Annotated in this window: 15 protein-coding genes and 2 tRNA genes; 15 read left to right on the top strand and 2 right to left on the bottom strand. The window is 72.2% G+C overall.

The window, feature by feature from the left end; genetic code table 11:
- The first annotated feature begins 48 nt into the window (after positions 1-48).
- The 10 genes from ACFYWQ_RS03565 to ACFYWQ_RS03520 all read left to right on the top strand — a co-directional run bounded on the left by ACFYWQ_RS03565 (position 49) and on the right by ACFYWQ_RS03520 (position 13,249).
- Positions 49-363, top strand: a complete 315-nt coding sequence (locus ACFYWQ_RS03565; RefSeq protein ID WP_389512389.1) for a pore-forming ESAT-6 family protein — start codon at positions 49-51, stop codon at positions 361-363.
- Between the two features lie 98 nt (positions 364-461).
- Positions 462-809: a DUF6507 family protein gene (locus ACFYWQ_RS03560; RefSeq protein ID WP_389512388.1), complete on the top strand. Its 348-nt coding sequence runs from the start codon at positions 462-464 to the stop codon at positions 807-809.
- Positions 806-3,337: an ADP-ribosyltransferase gene (locus tag ACFYWQ_RS03555; protein WP_389512386.1), complete on the top strand. Its 2,532-nt coding sequence runs from the start codon at positions 806-808 to the stop codon at positions 3,335-3,337. The genes ACFYWQ_RS03560 and ACFYWQ_RS03555 overlap by 4 nt, the downstream gene beginning before the upstream one ends.
- A 21-nt stretch (positions 3,338-3,358) precedes the next feature.
- Complete coding sequence (locus ACFYWQ_RS03550) at positions 3,359-3,757, top strand: hypothetical protein (protein WP_389512384.1); 399 nt, start codon at positions 3,359-3,361, stop codon at positions 3,755-3,757.
- Between the two features lie 163 nt (positions 3,758-3,920).
- On the top strand, positions 3,921-4,364 hold the full coding sequence (locus ACFYWQ_RS03545; protein WP_389512871.1) for an HD domain-containing protein: 444 nt from the start codon (positions 3,921-3,923) through the stop codon (positions 4,362-4,364).
- 28 nt (positions 4,365-4,392) lie between these two features.
- On the top strand, positions 4,393-4,758 hold the full coding sequence (locus ACFYWQ_RS03540) for a hypothetical protein (protein ID WP_389512382.1): 366 nt from the start codon (positions 4,393-4,395) through the stop codon (positions 4,756-4,758).
- 76 nt (positions 4,759-4,834) lie between these two features.
- Complete coding sequence (gene eccD / locus ACFYWQ_RS03535; protein ID WP_389512380.1) at positions 4,835-6,190, top strand: type VII secretion integral membrane protein EccD; 1,356 nt, start codon at positions 4,835-4,837, stop codon at positions 6,188-6,190.
- 61 nt (positions 6,191-6,251) lie between these two features.
- The gene (locus ACFYWQ_RS03530) at positions 6,252-7,682 is read left to right on the top strand and encodes a CpaE family protein (protein ID WP_389512378.1); all 1,431 of its coding nucleotides are present in this window, start codon (positions 6,252-6,254) and stop codon (positions 7,680-7,682) included.
- 34 nt (positions 7,683-7,716) lie between these two features.
- Positions 7,717-11,694, top strand: a complete 3,978-nt coding sequence (eccCa, locus tag ACFYWQ_RS03525; protein ID WP_389512376.1) for a type VII secretion protein EccCa — start codon at positions 7,717-7,719, stop codon at positions 11,692-11,694.
- A 127-nt stretch (positions 11,695-11,821) separates the two neighbouring features.
- The gene (locus tag ACFYWQ_RS03520) at positions 11,822-13,249 is read left to right on the top strand and encodes a DUF6177 family protein (RefSeq protein ID WP_389512374.1); all 1,428 of its coding nucleotides are present in this window, start codon (positions 11,822-11,824) and stop codon (positions 13,247-13,249) included.
- A gap of 84 nt (positions 13,250-13,333) precedes the next feature.
- Here the strand turns inward: ACFYWQ_RS03520 and ACFYWQ_RS03515 are convergent, their stop codons facing one another.
- Positions 13,334-14,497, bottom strand: a complete 1,164-nt coding sequence (locus ACFYWQ_RS03515; RefSeq protein WP_389512372.1) for an acyltransferase family protein — start codon at positions 14,495-14,497, stop codon at positions 13,334-13,336.
- A 409-nt stretch (positions 14,498-14,906) separates the two neighbouring features.
- Here ACFYWQ_RS03515 and ACFYWQ_RS03510 point away from each other — a divergent pair, with 409 nt between their 5' ends.
- Complete coding sequence (locus ACFYWQ_RS03510) at positions 14,907-15,101, top strand: hypothetical protein (protein WP_363088264.1); 195 nt, start codon at positions 14,907-14,909, stop codon at positions 15,099-15,101.
- Between the two features lie 184 nt (positions 15,102-15,285).
- Here ACFYWQ_RS03510 and ACFYWQ_RS03505 read toward each other — a convergent pair.
- Positions 15,286-15,356, bottom strand: a tRNA-Gly gene (locus ACFYWQ_RS03505).
- 179 nt (positions 15,357-15,535) lie between these two features.
- On the opposite strand from ACFYWQ_RS03505, the gene ACFYWQ_RS03500 reads away from it, so the two are divergent.
- From ACFYWQ_RS03500 to ACFYWQ_RS03485, 4 genes are all read left to right on the top strand, one after another.
- Positions 15,536-15,612: transfer RNA gene (locus tag ACFYWQ_RS03500), tRNA-Pro, on the top strand.
- A gap of 188 nt (positions 15,613-15,800) precedes the next feature.
- Positions 15,801-17,219: a trigger factor gene (tig, locus tag ACFYWQ_RS03495; protein WP_389512369.1), complete on the top strand. Its 1,419-nt coding sequence runs from the start codon at positions 15,801-15,803 to the stop codon at positions 17,217-17,219.
- 441 nt (positions 17,220-17,660) lie between these two features.
- Entirely contained in the window at positions 17,661-18,269 is a 609-nt protein-coding gene (locus tag ACFYWQ_RS03490) for an ATP-dependent Clp protease proteolytic subunit (protein WP_385065311.1), read from the top strand.
- A 122-nt stretch (positions 18,270-18,391) separates the two neighbouring features.
- Positions 18,392-19,072, top strand: a complete 681-nt coding sequence (locus tag ACFYWQ_RS03485) for an ATP-dependent Clp protease proteolytic subunit (protein WP_389512368.1) — start codon at positions 18,392-18,394, stop codon at positions 19,070-19,072.
- The last annotated feature ends 186 nt before the right edge of the window (positions 19,073-19,258 follow it).

Raw genomic sequence — 19,258 nt, 5'->3', positions numbered from 1 at the left:
CGCGTCTGAGTCCGGTCCGGTTCTGTTTCTTTTCACGGGGAGTGTGTGATGGCTGGTGCGGGTGCTGATCGTCGTTCGTACGACTCGGGTGCCTCGGCGGATGCGCAGGGGAACATCCAGTCGGTGATCGCCCGGTTGGAAGAGGTGATCGGGCAGCGTGACCGTCAGGTGAAGACGGCGATGGCGGACTTCACGGCGGACGGTGTCGCGGACGAGTACCACGGCAAGGAGCAGCGGTGGAACAACGCGTCCAATGAGGTGCGGAACATCATCGGTCTGCTGAAGTCGACGCTGGAGAAGAACGACGGTACGGCGCAGTCGACGGCGCAGCGGGCGAAGGCCGCGGTCGACAACATCGGCTGACGTACCGGTACGGCAGTCGGATCCGGAGAAGCGCGTTCCTGACTTACGGGGGTTTCGTAGTGCCCGGCTGGGATTTGAAGCCGCAGGGTATTCAGCAGGTGCTGAAGACGACGGGTGAGACGGCGTCGGGCCTGCAGAAGCAGGCGACGGCGTTCGGTGAGCATCTGACGTCGGCGGCGTCCAGTGCGGGCACGATCTCCGCGGACGCGCCGGCCGCGGGTGGTGAGCAGGCGCAGGGGGGTCTGGTGGCGCTGGCGTTGTCGCAGTTCGCGGAGCGGGCGTCGAAGGACCTGGAGTTCGTGGCGGCGCGTGCGGGCAAGTCGTTGCAGGGAGTGGTGGACGCGACGACGGCCTATCTCAACGGTGACGAGGAGATGGCGGCGGAGGCGCAGCGCAACACGTTGAAGGCTCCGAAGCTGGACGCGCCGGGAGTCGGCAAGGCGTGATCGATCCGGAACAGATCCCGCAGTTCACGGGCGATCTGGCGCAGTTGGAGCTGGACCACGCGGCTCTGAAGAAGGACGCCGAGAACGTCCGGGACACGGGCAAGGACATCAACTCCCGGTTCCAGGGGTTGTCGGCGTTCTACCAGGCTCCGGAGGCGGAGCAGTTGTTCGCCACCACCAAACCGGTGCAGGACCGTGCCGACGACTTCGCCGGCGACCTCGAGACCGTGTCCTCCGCGCTGTCCTCCTACGCGACGGAGATCCGCCCCCTCGTCTCCAGACTGAAGTCCCTGAAGACGAAGGCACACACGTTCGTCGACTCCGTCAAGGACGACGACGAGTGGGAGTACGACGAGGACAAGGTCGGGGAGCACAACCGGCTGCGGGACGACATCACGGCGACGGTGGCGGCGTTCTGGGCGGCGGAGCGGACCTGCCACAACAAGATCACCGCGTTGTGGGGCGGGACCCAGATGGTCGCGGGCGACGGTTCGGAGCGCACCGACCAGTACGGGTTCGACGCCGAGGACATGAAGAACGCGAAGCTTCCCTGGGGTGACCCGGTGGAGGAGAAGCACCACTGGTACGAGGTCGGCCACTGGGTGAAGTCGTTCGTGTGGGACGGTCTGATCGTCGACGGTGTGTGGGGGACGATCAAGGGTCTGGGGACGCTGGTCGGGTTCGGTGGCTGGGAGGCGATGGGCCAGGCCTGGAAGGGCCTCGCCCAGCTCGCGACCGGTCTGGTCCTCACCGGGATGCCGTTGGTGGGTACGGCGTTCTGGCTGCTGCCGGACGACAAGCTGCCGTCGTGGCTGCGGGACTCGCGCACGGCGATGAAGGAGACCGGCAAGGCGCTGGTGGCGTGGGACGAGTGGGGCAAGAACCCGGCCCGTGCGGCGGGTGCGGTCACCTTCAACGTGCTGACCACGGTGTTCACCGGCGGGACGGGAGCTGCCGCGTCCGGCGCGGGCAAGGCGGGCGCGGTGGCGAAGGTCCTGTCGGTCGCCGGGAAGGCCGGCAAGGTCATCGACCCGATGACGTACATCGCCAAGGGCGCGGGTGCGGGCCTGTCGAAGATCGGCGACATCGCCAAGGGCCTCAAGGGCGTCGGGACGATCGACATCCCCACGCTCCCGGACGGCTCCGTCCAGCTCCCCGACGGCCGCGTGATGGAGCCCAACGGCAACCTGGTCTCGCCCGACGGCACCATCGACACCACGCCGGTTCCCCACGAGGCCCCGGCGTCGTACCGGACACCCTCCGGACTTCCGTCCCACTGGACGATCCAGTCCCCCGAACCACCGGTCTACGCGGGCGCCGCGCACACGGCCGACGGCGGCGCTCACGCCGGTGCCGCGCACGCGACGTCCGACGGCGTCCACGGCGGCGTCCCGCACGGCACCGGTGACACGGTTCCGGCGGGAACCCACTCCGGTACGACACCGTCGGCGTGGTACCACGACACCCCCACGGCCGGTACCACCCACGACCTGCCGGCCACCGCCCCCCACACCGGCGGACACGAGGCCCCCGGCACGGGCGGCCACGGTCCCGACGCACCCCAACCCCACGGCACCACGGGCCACGACACCCCCACGGCCCACCCGGACGACAACCCGCACGGCGCCGGTCATGACGGTGCCGGTCACGACGGTGCCGGTCACGACGGTGCCGGTCACACGGACGACGCGACGCACGCGGGCGACCACCCGGACGCCGGGGACCACCCGGACGTCGGGGACACGGCCGCGGACGCCGTCGCCCACCACGGCGCCGACGCACCGGCCGCCCCGGGCCACACGGGCACGGACGTGCCGGGTCACGGCGGGGCCGGGGAGCCGTTCGAGTACAAGCCCCACGTCTCCGACGCGGAGTGGGACAAGCTCACCCCGGCGGAACAGCACCGGGTGGCGCTCGCCGAAGTCTCCGAGGGCACGGTCCCCTTCCCCACGGACGCCGACGCCGTCCGCTACGGCCAGGCGTACTGGAACCACTACGCGGAGAACATGCCGGAGGTCCGGCGGAAGGCCGTCTGGGACTACACCGACGAGCCCAACTACGGCCTCCCGGCCCCGCATCCCGACGGCTGGGGAACGTACAAGGAGATGAACGGCTACCTGCGGGGCGACACCTCGAAGTGGAGCCCGTACGTCCAGCACAACATCGACGAGGTCGACGAGGCCCTCGCGGGCCATGCCGTTCCGGAGGACGTCATGGTGGTCCGCGGCACCGGCATCGGCCACCTCGACCTGGACGATCCGCTCGAGATGCTGGGCAACACGTACACCGACAGGGGATACATGTCCACGTCCCTCGGCAACCACCCCGTGGCCGCCTTCGCGGGCGAGGACGCCATCCTGCACCTCCGGGTCCCGAAGGGGACCCCCGCGCTGTGGGTCGAGAAGGTCGGGAAGTTCGGCATGGGCGAGCGGGAGCTGCTCCTGGGGCGCGGCACGCAGTACCGGGTGACCCGTGTGTTCAGGGAGAATGGCCAGATCCAGGTGTACGGCGAAGTGCTGCCGCGCTAGCGAGGAGAGGAAGGCACGACCATGAGCCGGGAGCGGAACACCAACCCCCGGATGACGGAGCCCCTCCGGTTCGAGGAGGTCGCGGGGCCCGCCCGGTACGCCCGCAGCACGGACAAGCCGGTGCGTTACGTGACGGTGGCGAACGGACAGGGAGCCGTCCTCGGCTACGTCTGGGCGAACGACGAGGACGACGCGGCGGGCTGGAAGGCGCGGAGCGCGGGCGGCGACGAGGCGTTCAACCGGGGCGCCCTGTACGTGTCCCGGCTCCGGGACGCCAAGGCCCGCGGGCTGCGCCCCACGGCTGCCCTCGCCGAGCTGGTCCGGGACTCCGACCCCGCGAACCCGAGCCATGTGGTGCCCGGATCCCTCACCGGGGCCCCCGGCCTGGAGACGGTGCGGCAGCTGGCCGAGGAGAGCTGACCGGCACCCGGACGGCGGCGGAGGGGCGGAGACCGGACGCCGTGCCCGATCCGCCCCCCCCCGGGTGTACGCCCCACCCTCCCGTGCCTTATGTTGCACGGGCAAAGTAAGGGGGAGCTTGCATGCCGCAGTACGGGCACCATCGAAGGCACGCGTCGTGAGCATGGGTCTCGCCGAGGTCGAGGCCGTGGCGCGGGCCGCGCACACCGGGCAGACGGACAAGGCCGGGCGGCCGTACTCCGAGCACCTGAGGGCGGTGGCCGAGGGCGTGCGCGCCCGGGGCGGCGGCGACGAGCTGATCGCCGCGGCCTGGCTGCACGACGCCGTGGAGGACGGAGTGCTGAGCGAGGAATGGCTGGAGACGGCCGCCCTCGACCAGCGGACCAAGGACGTCGTCCGGGCGGTGACCAAGCGGCCCGGTGAGACGCCCGAGGCGTACGCGCGGCGGATCCTCGCCACGCCGGGCGCCCGGCTGGTCAAGACCGCCGACCTCGCGCACAACGCGGACCCGGCCCGGCTCGCCCGGCTCGACGAGGCCACCGCACGGCGCCTGGAGCGCAAGTACGACGCCATGAGGCGGTACCTCGGCCTCACCCCTGACGACTGACGGCACCCCAGCACAGGACGACGACTGAATGGCACGGGACTACGACAGCCAACTGCTGGAGTCGGTGGCGGTGCGGCGCCGCCGGATGCGCGACGCGCTGCTGTTCGGCACCCAGCGCGGCCGGCGCACGCTGGACGAACGGCTCGGCAAGGTGTTCGCGGGCATCGCGATCGCGGCCGTACTGTGCGCCGGCTGCGTCGGCTGGTCCTTCCTCCAGTCCACCCTGGCGAAGCAGAAGGCCGAGCAGGAGCAGCAGCAACAACAGCAGGAACAGCTGTACGCACCCACCGGCGGCAGCCCGTCCGCCGACGCGACGGGTGCTACGGACGCGATGGGCGCTACGGACGCTACGGACGCAACGGGTGCAACGGACGCCACTGGGGAGAAGCCGTGAAGAAGACGAGCACGCGTGACGGGTTCATTTCAGACGCGGCCCGTGGCCGAATTGACGCGATGATAGGTTCCGGTGAGTGGTGAGCACTGCAACGACGTCTCGGGCCCAGCTCAGCCGCATCACCCTGATCGGTGAACGGCGGCGCGCCGACCTGGTCCTGCCGTCGGACACCCCGATCGGCCAACTGCTCCCCGACATCCTGCGGTTGCTCGACGACCGGGTCGCCTCACGGCCCACCACGCGGCAACTGGTCACCGCCGAAGGCTCCGTGCTGCCGCACGACGCCACCCTGTCCTCCGCCGAGGTCGCCGACGGCGCGGTGCTCCAGCTCGTCCGGGCGCACGCCGCGCCGCCCGCGCCGGTCGTCCACGACGTGACCGACCAGGTCGCCGACGACCTCGACCTGCACGCCTGGCGCTGGCGCCCGGCCGCGCGCCGGGTCAGCGCCGGAACCGCCACCGTCGTCTTCTCCGTCGCCGCGGCGGTCCTGGCCCGGCGCGAGTTCGCGCTGGAGTCCGTCGCCACCGCGCTCGCCGTCGCCACCGTGGTGTTCCTGCTGGGCGGCGCGGTCGTCGCGAAGATCGGCGACGGCAACCTCGGTCTCGCCACCGCGCTGCTGCTCGCCGCCGGCGGACTCGGCCTGCTCGCCGCGTGGACCGCCGCCGACGCCTACGCCTGGCCGGGCGAGGCCCGCCTGGCCGGTGTGGTCGCCGCGCTGGTGCTCGCCCTGGTGCCGCTCGCGTACTTCTCACCGCTCGGCCGGGGCGGGCTCATCGGGGCGGCGGCGGCCGTCGCCGTGGCCGCCGTCTGGGAGGCCGTCGCCGCCGTACAGGACCGTCCGGACCGGCTCGGAGCCGTGATGGCCGTGTTCTCCGTGGTGCTGCTCGGCCTGCTGCCGCGCCTGGCGCTGATGGCCTCCGGACTCACCGGCCTCGACGACCGGCGCTCCTCGGGCGTGTCGGTGAGCCGGCACCAGGTCTCCAACGCGCTCGCCGCCACCCACCGTGGCCTCGCCCTCGCCACGGTGGTCGCCGCCGCCTCGGCCGCCGCCGGCGGCTGGCTGCTGACCACCGCCGAGGAGCCGACCGCGTGGACGGTGACCCTCGCGTCGCTCACCGCCGTCGTGCTGCTGTCGCGGGCCCGGGCCTTCCCACTGGTCGCCGAGGTCGTGGCGCTGTTCGGCGCGGCCGCCGTACTCGTCGTACGCCTCGCCGTGCTGTGGCTGGACCACGCCGGCGGCGCCGGCGCGCTGGCCCTGCCTGCGGCCGCCGCGCTGCTGCCGCTGCTGGTCCTCGCGATCGAACCGCCGGAGCACATGCGGGTCCGGCTGCGGCGGCTCGCCGATCTCGTCGAGTCCGTCGGGGTGATCGGACTGTTCCCGCTGGCCGTCGGCGTGTTCGGCATCTACGGGCAACTGCTCGACAAGTTCTGAGGTCTGAGGGACGACGCGTCGGTGCTCCGGGCGGGAGCACGGTGCAAGGGAGAAGGGCGACATGCCGAGCGGTGAGAACTGGCAGAACGACGTGCTGCGCGACCTGAGGGGCGGCGCGGCACCTCAGCAGCCCGCGGCCCCGCAGAGCGCCCCCGCACAGCGGCAGCCACAGCAGCAGCCACAGCACCAGCCCCAGGGGCAGGACCCTCAGGCCCAGCAGCCGGCACCGCAGCAGCAGCCGGACCAGCAGCAGCGGGACCAGCAGCAGCCGTCGCAGCCGGGCGTGCCCGCGCAGGGCGCCCCGGCCCCGCAGGGCACCCCCGGGTACGGCCACCCGCAGCAGCAGGCCGGGTACGCCTATCCGCCGCCGCCGCCGCCGCAGCAGCAGCAGCCCGGCCCCGGCCGACAGCCCCAGCAGCAGGCCGCCCCGTACCCCCAGCAGCAGCCGTACGCCGCCCAGGCCCCCCACCCCGCCCCATCCGCCCACCCCGCCCAGCCCACCCACCCCGCCCCCCAGGCGGCCCCGCAATCCACCGCCGCCTCCCGCACCGCCTCCGCCACCCCCCGTACCGCCAGCCCCGACACCCGTCCCGTCCTCGACAAGCGGCTGGCCGCCGCAGGGCTCAAGCCCCGCCGCGGTGAGCCGTTCACCGCCCGTGCCCTGCGCGCCGTACGCCGTGTCGTGTCCTCCGCCGCGCGTGAGGTCGCCGAGACCACGGCGACCGCCGAGGTGCTCCAGCGGCCGGTCACCACCGGCCGCCAGATCGCCGTGACCTCCATCCGCGGCGGATCCGGCAAGACCACGGTCGCCGCCCTGCTCGGCGCCACCTACGCCCACTACCGCCAGGACCCGGTCCTCGTCGTCGAGGCCGACCCGGCGCTCGGCTCGCTGCCGGTGCGGCTCGGCGCGGAGAGCCTGCGCTGGACCACCGGCGACCTCGCCGCCCTCGTCGAACCGCAGATGTCGCTGCTCGACGTGACCGGCTACCTCGTCCAGCTCCCCGACAACGCCTGGCTGCTGCCCGGCAGCCAGGGGCAGGTCGGCGCGATGCTCGACACCAGGGCCTACGAGCGGGTCATGGTGTCGCTGCGCCGCTACTTCGGGGTGACCGTCGTCGACTGCGAGACCCTGCCCGCCGAGGTGGCCCGCACCGCGCTGTCCGCCGCGCAGGCCCGCGTGCTCACCGTGCCCGCCACCCTGGAGGGCATCGCCAGCACCCGTTCGGTGCTGGAGTGGATGCGCGGCCTGCCCCGGTCCATCACCACCTCGACCGTCGTCGTCCTCACCCAGACGTCACCGCACCCCGGACTCGACCTGGACCGGGCCGCCGAGCAGTTGAAGGCGACCGGGGCGAGCGTCCGGGTCCTGCCGTACGACCGGCACCTGGCGGCCGGCGGCGCCATCCGCACCGACCTGCTCGCGCAGGCCACCCGGCAGGCCGTCACCCGGCTCGCCGCCGAGGCCTTCGAACTGTCCCAGAAGCGCCGTTGACCCACCTCGAAGGGACCCCGCAGAGGCCACGACGATGAGTACCCGACTGATCCACCGCCCGGCGCGGACCACCCGGCCGCCCGCCGCACCCGAGCCGCGCACCATAGAGGCGCCGCCCAACCTGCCCGAGGGCAAGGCGGGTTCCGTCGCCACGTCGCTGCTGCCCGTCGCCGGCGTGATGTCGTCCGTCGTGATGATGACGGTCGTGCGCAACAGCCAGTTCGCCGGGCTCGGCGCGATCATCCTCGTCGTCACCCTGGCCGGCTCCCTCGCCCTGGTCTTCTCCCAGCGCGGCAAGGCCCAGCGCACCCGCCGCACCCAGCGCGAGGCCTACCTCGCCTACCTGGAGGACCTGCGCGAGGAACTCTCCGCGGAGGAGCGCCGGCGCGGGGAGACCGCCCAGGTGCTCAACCCGCCGCCGGACGCGCTGTACGACATCGTCCGCGACCCCGCCCGGCTGTGGGAACGCCGCCGCCTGGACGGCGACTTCCTGCGGGTGCGGGCCGGCACCGGCGAGATGCCGGTGAGGGACCTGAAGGTCGGCCAGCAGGGCTCGTCCGTGCTGACCCCGCCGGACCGGTTCATGCTGAACGAGGCGTCCGCGCTGATGGCCCGCTTCCGCACCGGCACCGACCTCCCGCTCACCGTCCCGCTCGACCGCGTCGGCGACATCAGCGTCATCGGACGGCGCGAGGACACCCTCCGCATCGCCCGCGCGCTGCTCGTCCAGACCGCCGCCCTGCACGCCCCGGACGACGTGGCGCTCGCGCTCGCCGCCCCCGGCGACCGGATCGCCGACTGGGAGTGGGCCAAGTGGCTGCCCCACCTGCTCGACCCCGAGCAGTTCGACGGCCCCGTCGCCGCCCGCCGCATCGCGCCCTCCGTGCCCCAGCTGGCCCGGCAGATCGGCCCCGAACTGCGCCGCCGCGCCTCTTACGCGGCCGAGGTGCGCCGCGGGCTGTCTGGCAAGGACGCCCTCGCCATGACCTCCCGGCTGCTCGTCGTCGCCGACGCGCACGGCGACGACGCCGTCGACCTGCCCCGCCCCGACGACGCGGTCGGCCTGCGGGAGATGGGCGTCACCGTCCTGCACCTGCTCGACGAACGCGTCCAGGAACCGGGCAGCGTCGGCGTCCGCATCACCGTCGACGGCGAGCGGATCGACATCGAGGACCTGCGCGAGGAGGAGCCGATCGGCGCCCACGGCACCGTCGACGAGGTCGGCGTCCCCTTCGCCGAGGGCCTCGCCCGGATGCTCGCCCCGCTGCGGCTGTCCGCCGACTCGACGGCCGCGGACGCCCCGCTCAGCGGCCCGGTCGACTTCGCCGAACTCCTCGGCATCGACGACGTCGCCGACCTCGACCTCGGCCGGCTGTGGGCGCCGCGCGGCGAGCGGGCCTTCCTGCGCGTGCCCATCGGCGTCAGCGACTCCCACGAGCCCGTCCTGCTCGACCTGAAGGAGTCCTCCGAGCTGGGCATGGGCCCGCACGGCCTGTGCGTCGGCGCGACCGGCTCCGGCAAGTCCGAGCTGCTGCGCACCCTCGTCCTCGCCCTGGTCGCCACCCACCCGCCGGAGGACCTCGCCATGGTCCTCGTCGACTACAAGGGCGGCGCCACCTTCGCCCCCTTCGCCGGCCTGCCGCACGTGGCCGGCGTCATCACCAACCTGGAGAACCAGGCCGGCCTGGTCGAACGCGTCCACGCCTCGCTGGCCGGCGAGGTCAAGCGCCGCCAGCAGGTCCTCAAGGAGGCCGGCAACGTCGCCGACATCGGCCACTACGCCGCCCTGCGCGCCGAGAAGCGCCCCGACCTGGAGCCCCTGCCCCACCTCTTCGTCGTGATCGACGAGTTCGGCGAACTCCTCACCGCCAAGCCGGACTTCATCGACCTGTTCCTGTCCATCGGCCGCATCGGCCGCTCCATCGGCGTACACCTGCTGCTGTCCAGCCAGCGCATCGAGGGCGGCAAGCTCAAGGGCCTGGACACCTACCTGTCGTACCGGCTCGGCCTGCGCACCTTCTCCGCCGACGAGTCCCGCACCGTCCTCGACACCACCGACGCCTTCCACCTGCCGCCGCTGCCCGGCTTCGGCTACCTCAAGGTCGACACCAGCCACTACGAGCGGTTCAAGGCCGGGTACGTCTCCGGCGCCTACCGCGGACCCGTGCGGCGCGAGGAGGAGGACACCGGGCCGCTCGCCCTGGAGTTCGAGGCGTACAACACCCTCGGCCGCGACGAGAACGCCACGACACCGGCGGAGCCGCAGATGCGGCGCCGGGAGACCGGACCCACCGAGATGGGCGTCATGGTCGGCCGGATCGAGGACGCCGGCGCCCGCCCCGTCCGCCAGATCTGGCTGCCCCCGCTGCCCGACGCGGTCGCCCTCGACAAGGTCGCCGGTCCGCTGGAGGTCGGCGCGCGCGGCACCCAGCTCGCCCGGCGGAGCGGCCCGCTCCGGGTGCCCCTGGGCATCCTCGACGACCCCACCAGGCAGTGGCAGGGCCAGTGGTACCTGGACCTCACGGTCGCGGGCGGCCACGCGGCGGTCATCGGCGGCCCCCAGTCCGGCAAGACGACCCTGCTGCGCACCCTCGCGCTCTCCCTGGCGCTGACGCACACCCCCCAGGAGGCCGGCGTCTACGGCCTCGACCTGGTCGGCGGCGGCCTCCAGGCGCTGTCCGGGCTGCCGCACGTCGGCGGGGTCGCCGGCCGCGCCGACCGGGAGCGCGCCGCCCGCACCGTCGACTCCGTGCGCGGCATGCTCGACCAGCGCGAGGAACTGTTCCGCGTCCACGGCATCGACTCCCTGGAGCAGTTGCGCACCCTGCGGGCGGCGGGCCGCCTGCCCGAGCTGGCCTCCACCGAGATCGTGCTGCTGATCGACGGCTTCGGCGCCCTGCGCGACGACTTCGAGGACCTCGACGACGCGGTCGTCGACATCCTCAAGCGCGGCAGCGGCTACGGCATCCACGTCGTCGCCGGCATGCTGCGCTGGAACGACGTGCGCATCGCCACCCAGTCCCAGTTCGGCACCCGGGTCGAGCTGCGCCTGAACGACGCGAGCGAGTCCAGCATCGACCGCAAGCTCGCCGAGACCCTCGCACCCGAGGAGAAGGGCCGCGTCCTCACCGACGGCAAGCTCTTCGCCCAGGTCGCCCTGCCCCGCACCGACGGCACCGCCGACACCGCGGACCTCGGCGCGGTCCTGGAGCGCACCGCCCGCACCGTCCGCGCCACCTGGACCGGCGAGGTCGCCCAGCCCGTACGGGTCCTCCCGCACGTCCTGGAACCCCACCTCCTGCCGGGCCCCTCGGCCGAACCGCGCCGGGTCCCCATCGGGCTGGACCAGACGAAGCTCGCGCCGGTCCTGCTCGACCTGTTCCACCACGACCAGCACCTGCTGATCATGGGCGACAGCGAGTGCGGCAAGACCAACCTGCTGACGGCGATCGCCCAGGGCCTGATGGAGCGCTACCGCGACGACGAGCTGGTCTTCGGCGTCATGGACCCCCGGCGCGGCCTGCGCGGCGTCGTTCCGGAGGAGTACCGGGGCGGCTACGCCTACAACGCCAAGCTGAGCGCGGGCCTCGCCGCGGGCATCGCCACCGAGCTGGAGAAGCGGATGCCCGACGACGCCGAGGGCGCCGAGCTGGAGCCCGGCAGCTTCTCCGGCCCGCGGATCGTGATCCTCGTCGACGACTACGACGTCCTCACCACCGCCGGCCAGCAGCCGCTCGCGCCGTTCGTGCCGTACCTCCCCTCGGCCCAGGACATCGGCCTGCACTTCGTCCTCACCCGGCGCGTCGCCGGCGCCTCCCGCGGCCTGTACGAGCCGCTGATGACGGGCCTGCGCGAATCCGGCGCCGCGGCGCTGGTGATGGCCGGCGACCGCAGCGAGGGCCAGCTCTTCTCCGGGGTGTACGCCTCCCGGCAGCCGCCCGGCCGGGGCGTGCTGGTCCGCAGGGGCGAGCCGAACCGGCTGATCCAGACCGTCTACGCGGGGACGAGGTGAACCCATGACCCAGGACGTCGTCGTGCTCACGAAGGAGACGACCCCGTGACGAAGGACGCCGTCGTGCTCACGAAGGAGACGGCCCCATGACGAAGGACGTCGTCGCGCTCACGAAGGAGACGACCCCATGACGAAGGACGTCGTCGCGCTCACGAGGAAGATGCCCGACCCGCTCAGCGTGATCGCGGGCCTCCTCTCCGGCGGCCCGGACACACTGGTCGGCGCCGAGGCCGACGGCGCGCTGGTGCGGCTGCACGACGAGCAGGGCCGCCCGCTGCTCTCCGTCGAGGCCCCGCTGCTCGTCCAGGTCAGGGGAGAGGCGGCACGGCTGCTCGGCGCGGACGAGCCGGAGGTCCCCTACTGGTGGACCGAGGCCCGCGCCACCACCGGCGTGAAGGAGGCCGAGGCGCTCGCCGGGACCTTCGCGGCCCGGCTCGCCACGCTGGTCGGCGGCACCGCCTGGCCGCGGGCGGCCGCGACCTCGCTCGCCGTGGTGAACACGGCGGGGATGACGGCCGTACCGGTGCCGGCCGCCGCCCAGCCCGCCGTCGACGTGCTCACCGACAAGGTCGCCGTGGTGATCCAGGACCGCCCGGTCGTCGCGATGACCGCCTGGCTCGCGGACGCCTTCCGGGCCGCCGCGAACGCCCGGCTGGGACTCCAGATCGTCACGCCGCCCGGCACCCGGCTCTCCCCGGCGGTCCGGGGCGCGCTGCCGGGCTGGCCCTCGCGCTGGGTGGTGCAGGACGAGGAGTGCGGCTACTACGACGGGCTGTCCGGCGCCGTCCTGCGGTGGAGCGACGGCCTGTTCGTGACGGTCGAGTCGCCGGAGGCGACCCCCGAGGACCCGCGCACCCCCGTCGCCGGGACCTTCGGCGGGCAGCTCGCGGACACCGGGGAGCGCCAGCTGGCGATCTCCTTCCGCTGCGTCCACCCCGCCGACGACCGGCTGGTCCTCGGCGGCGCCCTGGAGTCGGTCTGGCGGGACATCACCGGCGAGCCGCCGGCCGGCTGGGGCACCGAGGAGCCGGCCAACCTGCCCTGGTCGCTGCGCGGGCTCACCGACGTGGCCTTCGAGCGGGCACCGGACCCGACCTGGCTCGTGGTCGTCGGCGCGCCGGAGCGCCCGGGCCTGGCGACGGTGCGGATCACCCGTACGGAGGCCGGTGTGGAGGAGGACGTCACGCTGGCCTTCGGGTACGGCCCCGGCGAGGAGGGCCCGACGGACGCGATCGTCCGGGCGGCGGAGGCGCTGGCCGTCCGCCACCACCTCCAGTCGATGCTGGTCCAGGTCCGCAGGGCCCGCCGCGACCTGTCCGTCCCGCCGCGCTTCGAGGGCCCGGGAGTGCCGTACGCGTTCGTGCTGGGCGCGGAGGAGGTCCGCGGGATGCCGGGCGACCGGGCGAGGCGGACCCCGCTCGGCCATCCGCCGCGCGAGCTGGGCCCGAGGACGCGTCCGGCTCTCTACTACCAGCTTCCGGGCGACCCGTCCGACCTGTCGGCCTGGCAGCACTTCGAACGGCTCATGCGGCACCTGCAAGGCGGCCCCGCCTGACGGCCGCGGGGAGCCGCGCACCGGCGGCACCCGGCAGGCCGGTTCACCACCGCCCGCCCGCCGGCGCGCGCTCCCCGCACCCGCTCAGGCCGACACCTTCTCCTTCTCCCGCTCCTTCTCCTTCTCCTGCTCCGGCTCCCGCTCGCGCTCCCGCGCGACCCGTACGGGATCCGCCCGGAACGCCCAGTCCATCCGCGGCTCCATCACACAGCGGAACACCCGCCGCACCGGCGCGGTGCACAGCAGGGTGACGGCCACGGCCACCGCGGCGCTGACGGCGATCTCGCCGAGCGGGCGGTGCAGGGCGGGGTGGTCGAACCAGCCCCGGTAGTCGGCGCCCTTGATCAGGAAGCCGTGCAGCAGATAGCCGCAGAGGGTGCCCGCGCCGAGCGTGGTGAACCACATCGTGCGGCCCGGCACCCAGGACAGGAAGCACGCGGTCAGCAGCAGCGAGGAGCCGAACAGGGCGAGCTGCATGACGGGCCCGACCCACCACGGGGCGCCCAGTTCCTGGGCGGAGTCGCGGTGGTAGAACCACGCGCCGTTCATCCGCTCCACCGCCCACCAGGAGAACGCCAGCGCGCAGGCGAACACCGGAACGGCCGCGATCCGCACCGCGCGCCGGCGCACCAGCCGGAAGTGCTCCGGCCTCAGCGTCAGGCCCAGCACGAAGAACGGCAGGAACTGGAGGACGCGCTGGAGGTCGAGGTCGTCACCGATGGCCGGGGTGACGGACGCCAGCATGGCGATGCCCAGCGCGAGCGGCAGCGGATGGCGGACCAGCTTCCACAGGGGGGTGGTCAGGCGCCAGATGAACAGCGCGCACAGGAACCAGGTCAGGAAGTAGGGGTCCAGGAGGCTGATGTCCTGCGGGACGCCGTCGACGTACGTCTTGAACAGCGGGTACGCCGTCTCGAAGACGACGTACGGCACGACGACACCGGTGACCAGCCGCTTCAGCCTGCCGGGGCTCCCGTCGAAACCGCGGGAGAAGAACCCGGAGACGACGATGAACGCCGGCATGTGGAACGCGTACACCAGCATGTACGCGGCCTGGAGCACCCGGCTGTCGCCCTTCAGCGGCTCCCAGGCGTGGGCGACGGCCACCAGCACGATCGCCAGGTATTTGGCGTTGTCGAAGAACGCGTCACGCTGCTTGGCCCGTCTGTCGGGGGACCGGTGCTGCTGATCTTTCTGGCTCCGCAAGGAGCGCGGACTCGGCACGAGGGACGAAGCGGCGTGGAACATCTGAGGCACCCTAGCGTTGTCCATGGCAATACGTACAACGTGCCACGTCATCGCGATGTCATTCCTCAATTCAGCGGTGACGAGCCTCTCTTCATGTCCCGGATGTCGCGATTCATCCCGACTAAAAGGTGCATACCGCCGGTTGTGGCGGTGTTGTCGGTACTCCCGTGCCCGCAATTCGAATTACCTGCGCAGCCGTTGTGAAATTCCGCCGGGAGAGCGCCGTCGAATTGTTGTGCGGAGTGCGTCCGGAGGTGTCCGTCGCCGCCCGCGCGGGGGGAGTTGACGTCACGGATGTCTCACCTGCCGCATGAGGAGGCCGGGTTGGTGGCACGATGGTCTCTGGCGGGGGTGCGCGGGGTTGCGCCCCCGGGCCGGCAGAGCGGACCGACCGAGGGTGTGATCAGTTGTGGCCATTTCACTGTCAGTGGTGCTGCTGTTGGCGATCGTCCTGGTCGTGCTGATCCGGGGCGGGTCGATCAAGGCCGGACCCGCCGTCGTCGCGATCCTCTTCGGCTTCTTCCTCGCCTCGACCGGCATGGCCCCGTCGATCAACCGCTTCCTCGACTCCCTCGCGGAAACGATCAACTCGATCAGCTTCTGAGGCGGAACGGCCCACGCGCCGGCGCACCCGGCCGACCGGCCCGAGGATCGGCGCCCCCGGCCGGCCGGCGACCCGCCCGGCACCGGCCGACACGGCCACCCGTCCGGCCGAACCCGGCCCGGCCGCGAAAACGATCAGGGCCAGGCGGAGGAGTGCACCTCCGGCCTGGCCCTGAGCCGTACAGAGCGGGCGACGGGAATCGAACCCGCGTAGCCAGTTTGGAAGACTGGGGCTCTACCATTGAGCTACGCCCGCACAGGACGCGCCGCAGGTCGGACGACCACGGCACTGGAGGCATCGTAGCGGGTCGGCCCGCCTGGTCGCACACCCCTGTGCCGGGGCCGCGTCGCCGGCCGTGCCACCGGCCGTCCGGAAGGCCGGCCAATGCGGCGGTCACGCGGCCTGCGGGCATGTACCCTACGTGTCGCACCAGACGGGGTGTGGCGCAGCTTGGTAGCGCGTCCGCTTTGGGAGCGGAAGGCCGTGGGTTCAAATCCCGCCACCCCGACCACCTGCGCGATCACGCCGGGAGTCCCACCGGAGATCGTCTTTTGGGCGGCCCAGCTGCTGCGGTTACTATGCAAGCTGCGCGCCCGTGTGTCCCGGCCCACTCGGCCTACGAACTCTCCCGGGCGTCTCATCGCCGGACCTGTCAGGCTCCGGCGAAAACCAAGAAGTCAGCCACAAGGAGACCGAACCGTGAAGAGCGCCGTGGAGACCCTGAACCCGACCCGGGTTCGGCTCACTGTCGAGGTGCCCTTCGAGGAGCTCAAGGACAGCCTCGACGCGGCGTACAAGAAGATCAACCAGCAGGTCACGGTGAAGGGCTTCCGCAAGGGCAAGATCCCCGCCCGGGTGATCGACCAGCGGTTCGGCCGTGGCGCCGTGCTGGAGGAGGCCGTCAACGACGCGCTGCCGAAGTTCTACACGGAGGCGGTCAACGAGGCCGAGATCGACGTCCTCGGCCAGCCCGAGGTCGACATCACCGAGCTGAAGGACGGCGAGACGCTGAACTTCACCGCCGAGGTCGACGTCCGTCCCGCCCTGGAGCTCCCCGAGGACTTCTCCTCGATCGAGGTCGAGGTCGACGCCGTCGAGGTGACGGACGACGACATCGAGAAGTCGGTCGAGCAGCTCCGCGAGCGCTTCGCCTCGACCTCCCCGGTCGAGCGCGCCGCCGAGGACGGCGACGTCGTCACGGTCGACCTGGAGGCCAAGGTCGACGGCGAGGTCCTCGAGGACGGCGTCGCCAGCGGCGTCTCCTACACGATCGGCTCCGGCGAGCTCCTCGACGGCATCGACGACGCCGTGAAGGGCCTGGAGGCCGGTGGCGAGGCCACCTTCACCTCCGAGCTCAAGGGCGGCTCCGCGGCCGGCAAGGAGGCCGAGGTCACCGTCAAGGTCTCCCAGGTCGCCGCGCGCGAACTGCCCGAGCTGGACGACGAGTTCGCGCAGCTCGCCTCCGAGTTCGACACCCTCGAGGAGCTGCGGGCGGACAGCCGCAAGCGCCTCGCGAACATGAAGCAGTACGACCAGGCCACGCAGGCCCAGGAGCGCGTCCTGGAGAAGCTGCTGGAGCTCGTCGAGGTGCCCGTCCCCGAGAAGCTGCTCGAGGACGAGGTCAACACCCGCAAGCACAACCTGGAGCACCACCAGCTCGGCCAGATGGGCCTGACCCTCGACAAGTACCTGGAGATCCAGGGCAAGACCGCCGAGGAGTTCGAGACCGAGACCCGCGACGCCGCGGTCAAGGGCATCAAGACCCAGTTCGTCCTGGACGAGCTCGTCAAGCGCGAGAAGCTCAACGTCAACCAGGAGGAGCTCACCGAGCACCTCATGCGCCGTGCCGCCTCCTCCGGGATGTCCCCCGACCAGTTCGCCCAGGCGGTCGTCGAGGGCGGCCAGGTCCCGCTCCTGGTCGGCGAGGTCGCCCGCGGCAAGGCCCTGGCCTCGGTCGTCGAGTCCGCCACGGTCAAGGACACCAACGGCGAGGTCATCGACCTGAGCGACGAGGACGAGGAGACCTCCTCCGAGGAGACCTCCACCGAGGACGCCGCCGCCGAGGCGAAGACCGAGGACGAGGCCAAGGGCGAGGGCGACGAGAAGGCCGACGCCTGATCATCGCGTCCCCGCTGACGTAGGCAAGCTGACGTAGGCAAGAGGGGCCCTGGGGCAGAACAGCTCCGGGGCCTCTCGCCGTACGCCGGGGGCGGCCCGCCCGGGGCGCGGGGCCGTTCCGGGGTGCGGCTCCGCCGCGCGGGCGCGGCACACCGCGTCGGACTCGGCGGACCGCGGGCGCGGCACACCGCGTCGGACCCGCGGTCCGCCGACCGGCACAGCCCCCCGGCCGGACCCCGCCGGCCCCCCGGCGGAGCCCACCGCTACGCCCCCGGCGAACACTCCACTCTCCGGGATTCTCCGAAGGGACCCGCGCGTTAGGGTCCATGAATACGCGGGCAGGGGAGTCGCCGAACCGCCGGACGGCTCCACGCCCCGGCAGAACACGTGAGACGGCCCGGCGCCGTCGTAAGACGAGCAGGTGGATACGTGACGAATCTGATGCCCTCCGCCGCCGGCGAGCCTTCCATCGGTGGCGGCCTCGGTGACCAGGTCTACAACCGGCTGCTCAACGAGCGGATCATCTTCCTCGGCCAGCCGGTCGACGACGACATCGCGAACAAGATCACCGCACAGCTGCTGCTCCTTGCCGCCGACCCGGACAAGGACATCTACCTGTACATCAACAGCCCCGGCGGTTCGATCACGGCCGGCATGGCGATCTACGACACCATGCAGTTCATCAAGAACGACGTGGTGACCATCGCCATGGGCCTCGCGGCCTCCATGGGTCAGTTCCTGCTCAGCGCGGGCACCCCCGGCAAGCGCTTCGCGCTGCCGAACGCCGAGATCCTGATCCACCAGCCCTCCGCCGGCCTGGCCGGCTCGGCCTCGGACATCAAGATCCACGCCGAGCGGCTGCTGCACACCAAGCGGCGCATGGCCGAGCTCACGGCCCAGCACACGGGCCAGACGATCGAGCAGATCACCCGCGACTCGGACCGCGACCGCTGGTTCGACGCCTTCGAGGCCAAGGAGTACGGCCTCATCGACGACGTCATCCCCACGGCCGCCGGCATGCCGGGCGGCGGCGGTACCGGGGCGGCCTAGCAGGGCCCGTCACGGCCTCCGGTCCCCGTGCGCTCCCGACGGGAGCACGCGGCGCCCACAAGGCCGTCAGCGCCCTCTCCAGCCCCTCCAGCCCACCGCCCGGACCCTCTCCAGGAGACACAGTGAACGACTTCCCCGGCAGCGGCCTGTACGACCGCACCCGCGCCGAGTACACCGGCCCCACGGCCGAGTCCCGCTACGTCATCCCGCGCTTCGTCGAGCGCACCTCCCAGGGCATCCGCGAGTACGACCCGTACGCGAAGCTCTTCGAGGAGCGGGTGATCTTCCTGGGCGTCCAGATCGACGACGCCTCCGCCAACGACGTCATGGCGCAGCTGCTGTGCCTGGAGTCGATGGACCCCGACCGCGACATCTCGGTCTACATCAACAGCCCCGGCGGCTCCTTCACGGCGCTGACGGCGATCTACGACACGATGCAGTTCGTGAAGCCGGACATCCAGACGGTCTGCATGGGCCAGGCGGCCTCCGCCGCCGCCGTCCTGCTGGCCGCCGGTACGCCCGGCAAGCGCATGGCGCTGCCCAACGCCCGCGTGCTGATCCACCAGCCGTACAGCGAGACCGGCCGCGGTCAGGTCTCCGACCTGGAGATCGCCGCGAACGAGATCCTGCGGATGCGCTCGCAGCTGGAGGAGATGCTGGCCAAGCACTCCACCACGCCGATCGAGAAGATCCGCGAGGACATCGAGCGCGACAAGATCCTCACGGCCGAGGACGCGCTGTCGTACGGGCTGATCGACCAGATCATCTCGACCCGGAAGATGAACAACACCAACCTGCGCTAGCGCGCCAGGGGGAGTATCGTCTGCCGCCCCTTGGCACGGTGGGACGCGGTCCGCGTTCACGCGCGGGACCCGAACCGCGCCAAGGGGGGCCCGAATGGGGGGCCCGGCAAGGTACCGTCGACATAAGGCAGCACCAGGAGCCGCTGGACTCTTAAGCGTCCAGGCGTCTCCCAGGCGAAGGGGAAG

Origin of the sequence: Streptomyces sp. NPDC003247, from assembly GCF_042888135.1 — a bacterium.
Classification (GTDB): Bacteria; Actinomycetota; Actinomycetes; order Streptomycetales; family Streptomycetaceae; genus Streptomyces.
The sequence above is the reverse complement of the archived record's forward strand: the minus strand, read 5'-3'. Positions and strand labels throughout refer to the sequence as shown.

Bases quoted from the DNA above. Each gene is read 5' to 3' on its own strand.
- ACFYWQ_RS03565 (WP_389512389.1), top strand. From the start codon at position 49: ATGGCTGGTGCGGGTGCTGATCGTCGTTCGTACGACTCGGGTGCCTCG.
- ACFYWQ_RS03550 (WP_389512384.1), top strand. From the start codon at position 3,359: ATGAGCCGGGAGCGGAACACCAACCCCCGGATGACGGAGCCCCTCCGG.
- ACFYWQ_RS03545 (WP_389512871.1), top strand. From the start codon at position 3,921: ATGGGTCTCGCCGAGGTCGAGGCCGTGGCGCGGGCCGCGCACACCGGG.
- ACFYWQ_RS03540 (WP_389512382.1), top strand. From the start codon at position 4,393: ATGGCACGGGACTACGACAGCCAACTGCTGGAGTCGGTGGCGGTGCGG.
- ACFYWQ_RS03530 (WP_389512378.1), top strand. From the start codon at position 6,252: ATGCCGAGCGGTGAGAACTGGCAGAACGACGTGCTGCGCGACCTGAGG.
- eccCa (WP_389512376.1), top strand. From the start codon at position 7,717: ATGAGTACCCGACTGATCCACCGCCCGGCGCGGACCACCCGGCCGCCC.
- ACFYWQ_RS03520 (WP_389512374.1), top strand. From the start codon at position 11,822: ATGACGAAGGACGTCGTCGCGCTCACGAGGAAGATGCCCGACCCGCTC.
- ACFYWQ_RS03515 (WP_389512372.1), bottom strand. From the start codon at position 14,497: ATGTTCCACGCCGCTTCGTCCCTCGTGCCGAGTCCGCGCTCCTTGCGG.
- ACFYWQ_RS03490 (WP_385065311.1), top strand. From the start codon at position 17,661: ATGCCCTCCGCCGCCGGCGAGCCTTCCATCGGTGGCGGCCTCGGTGAC.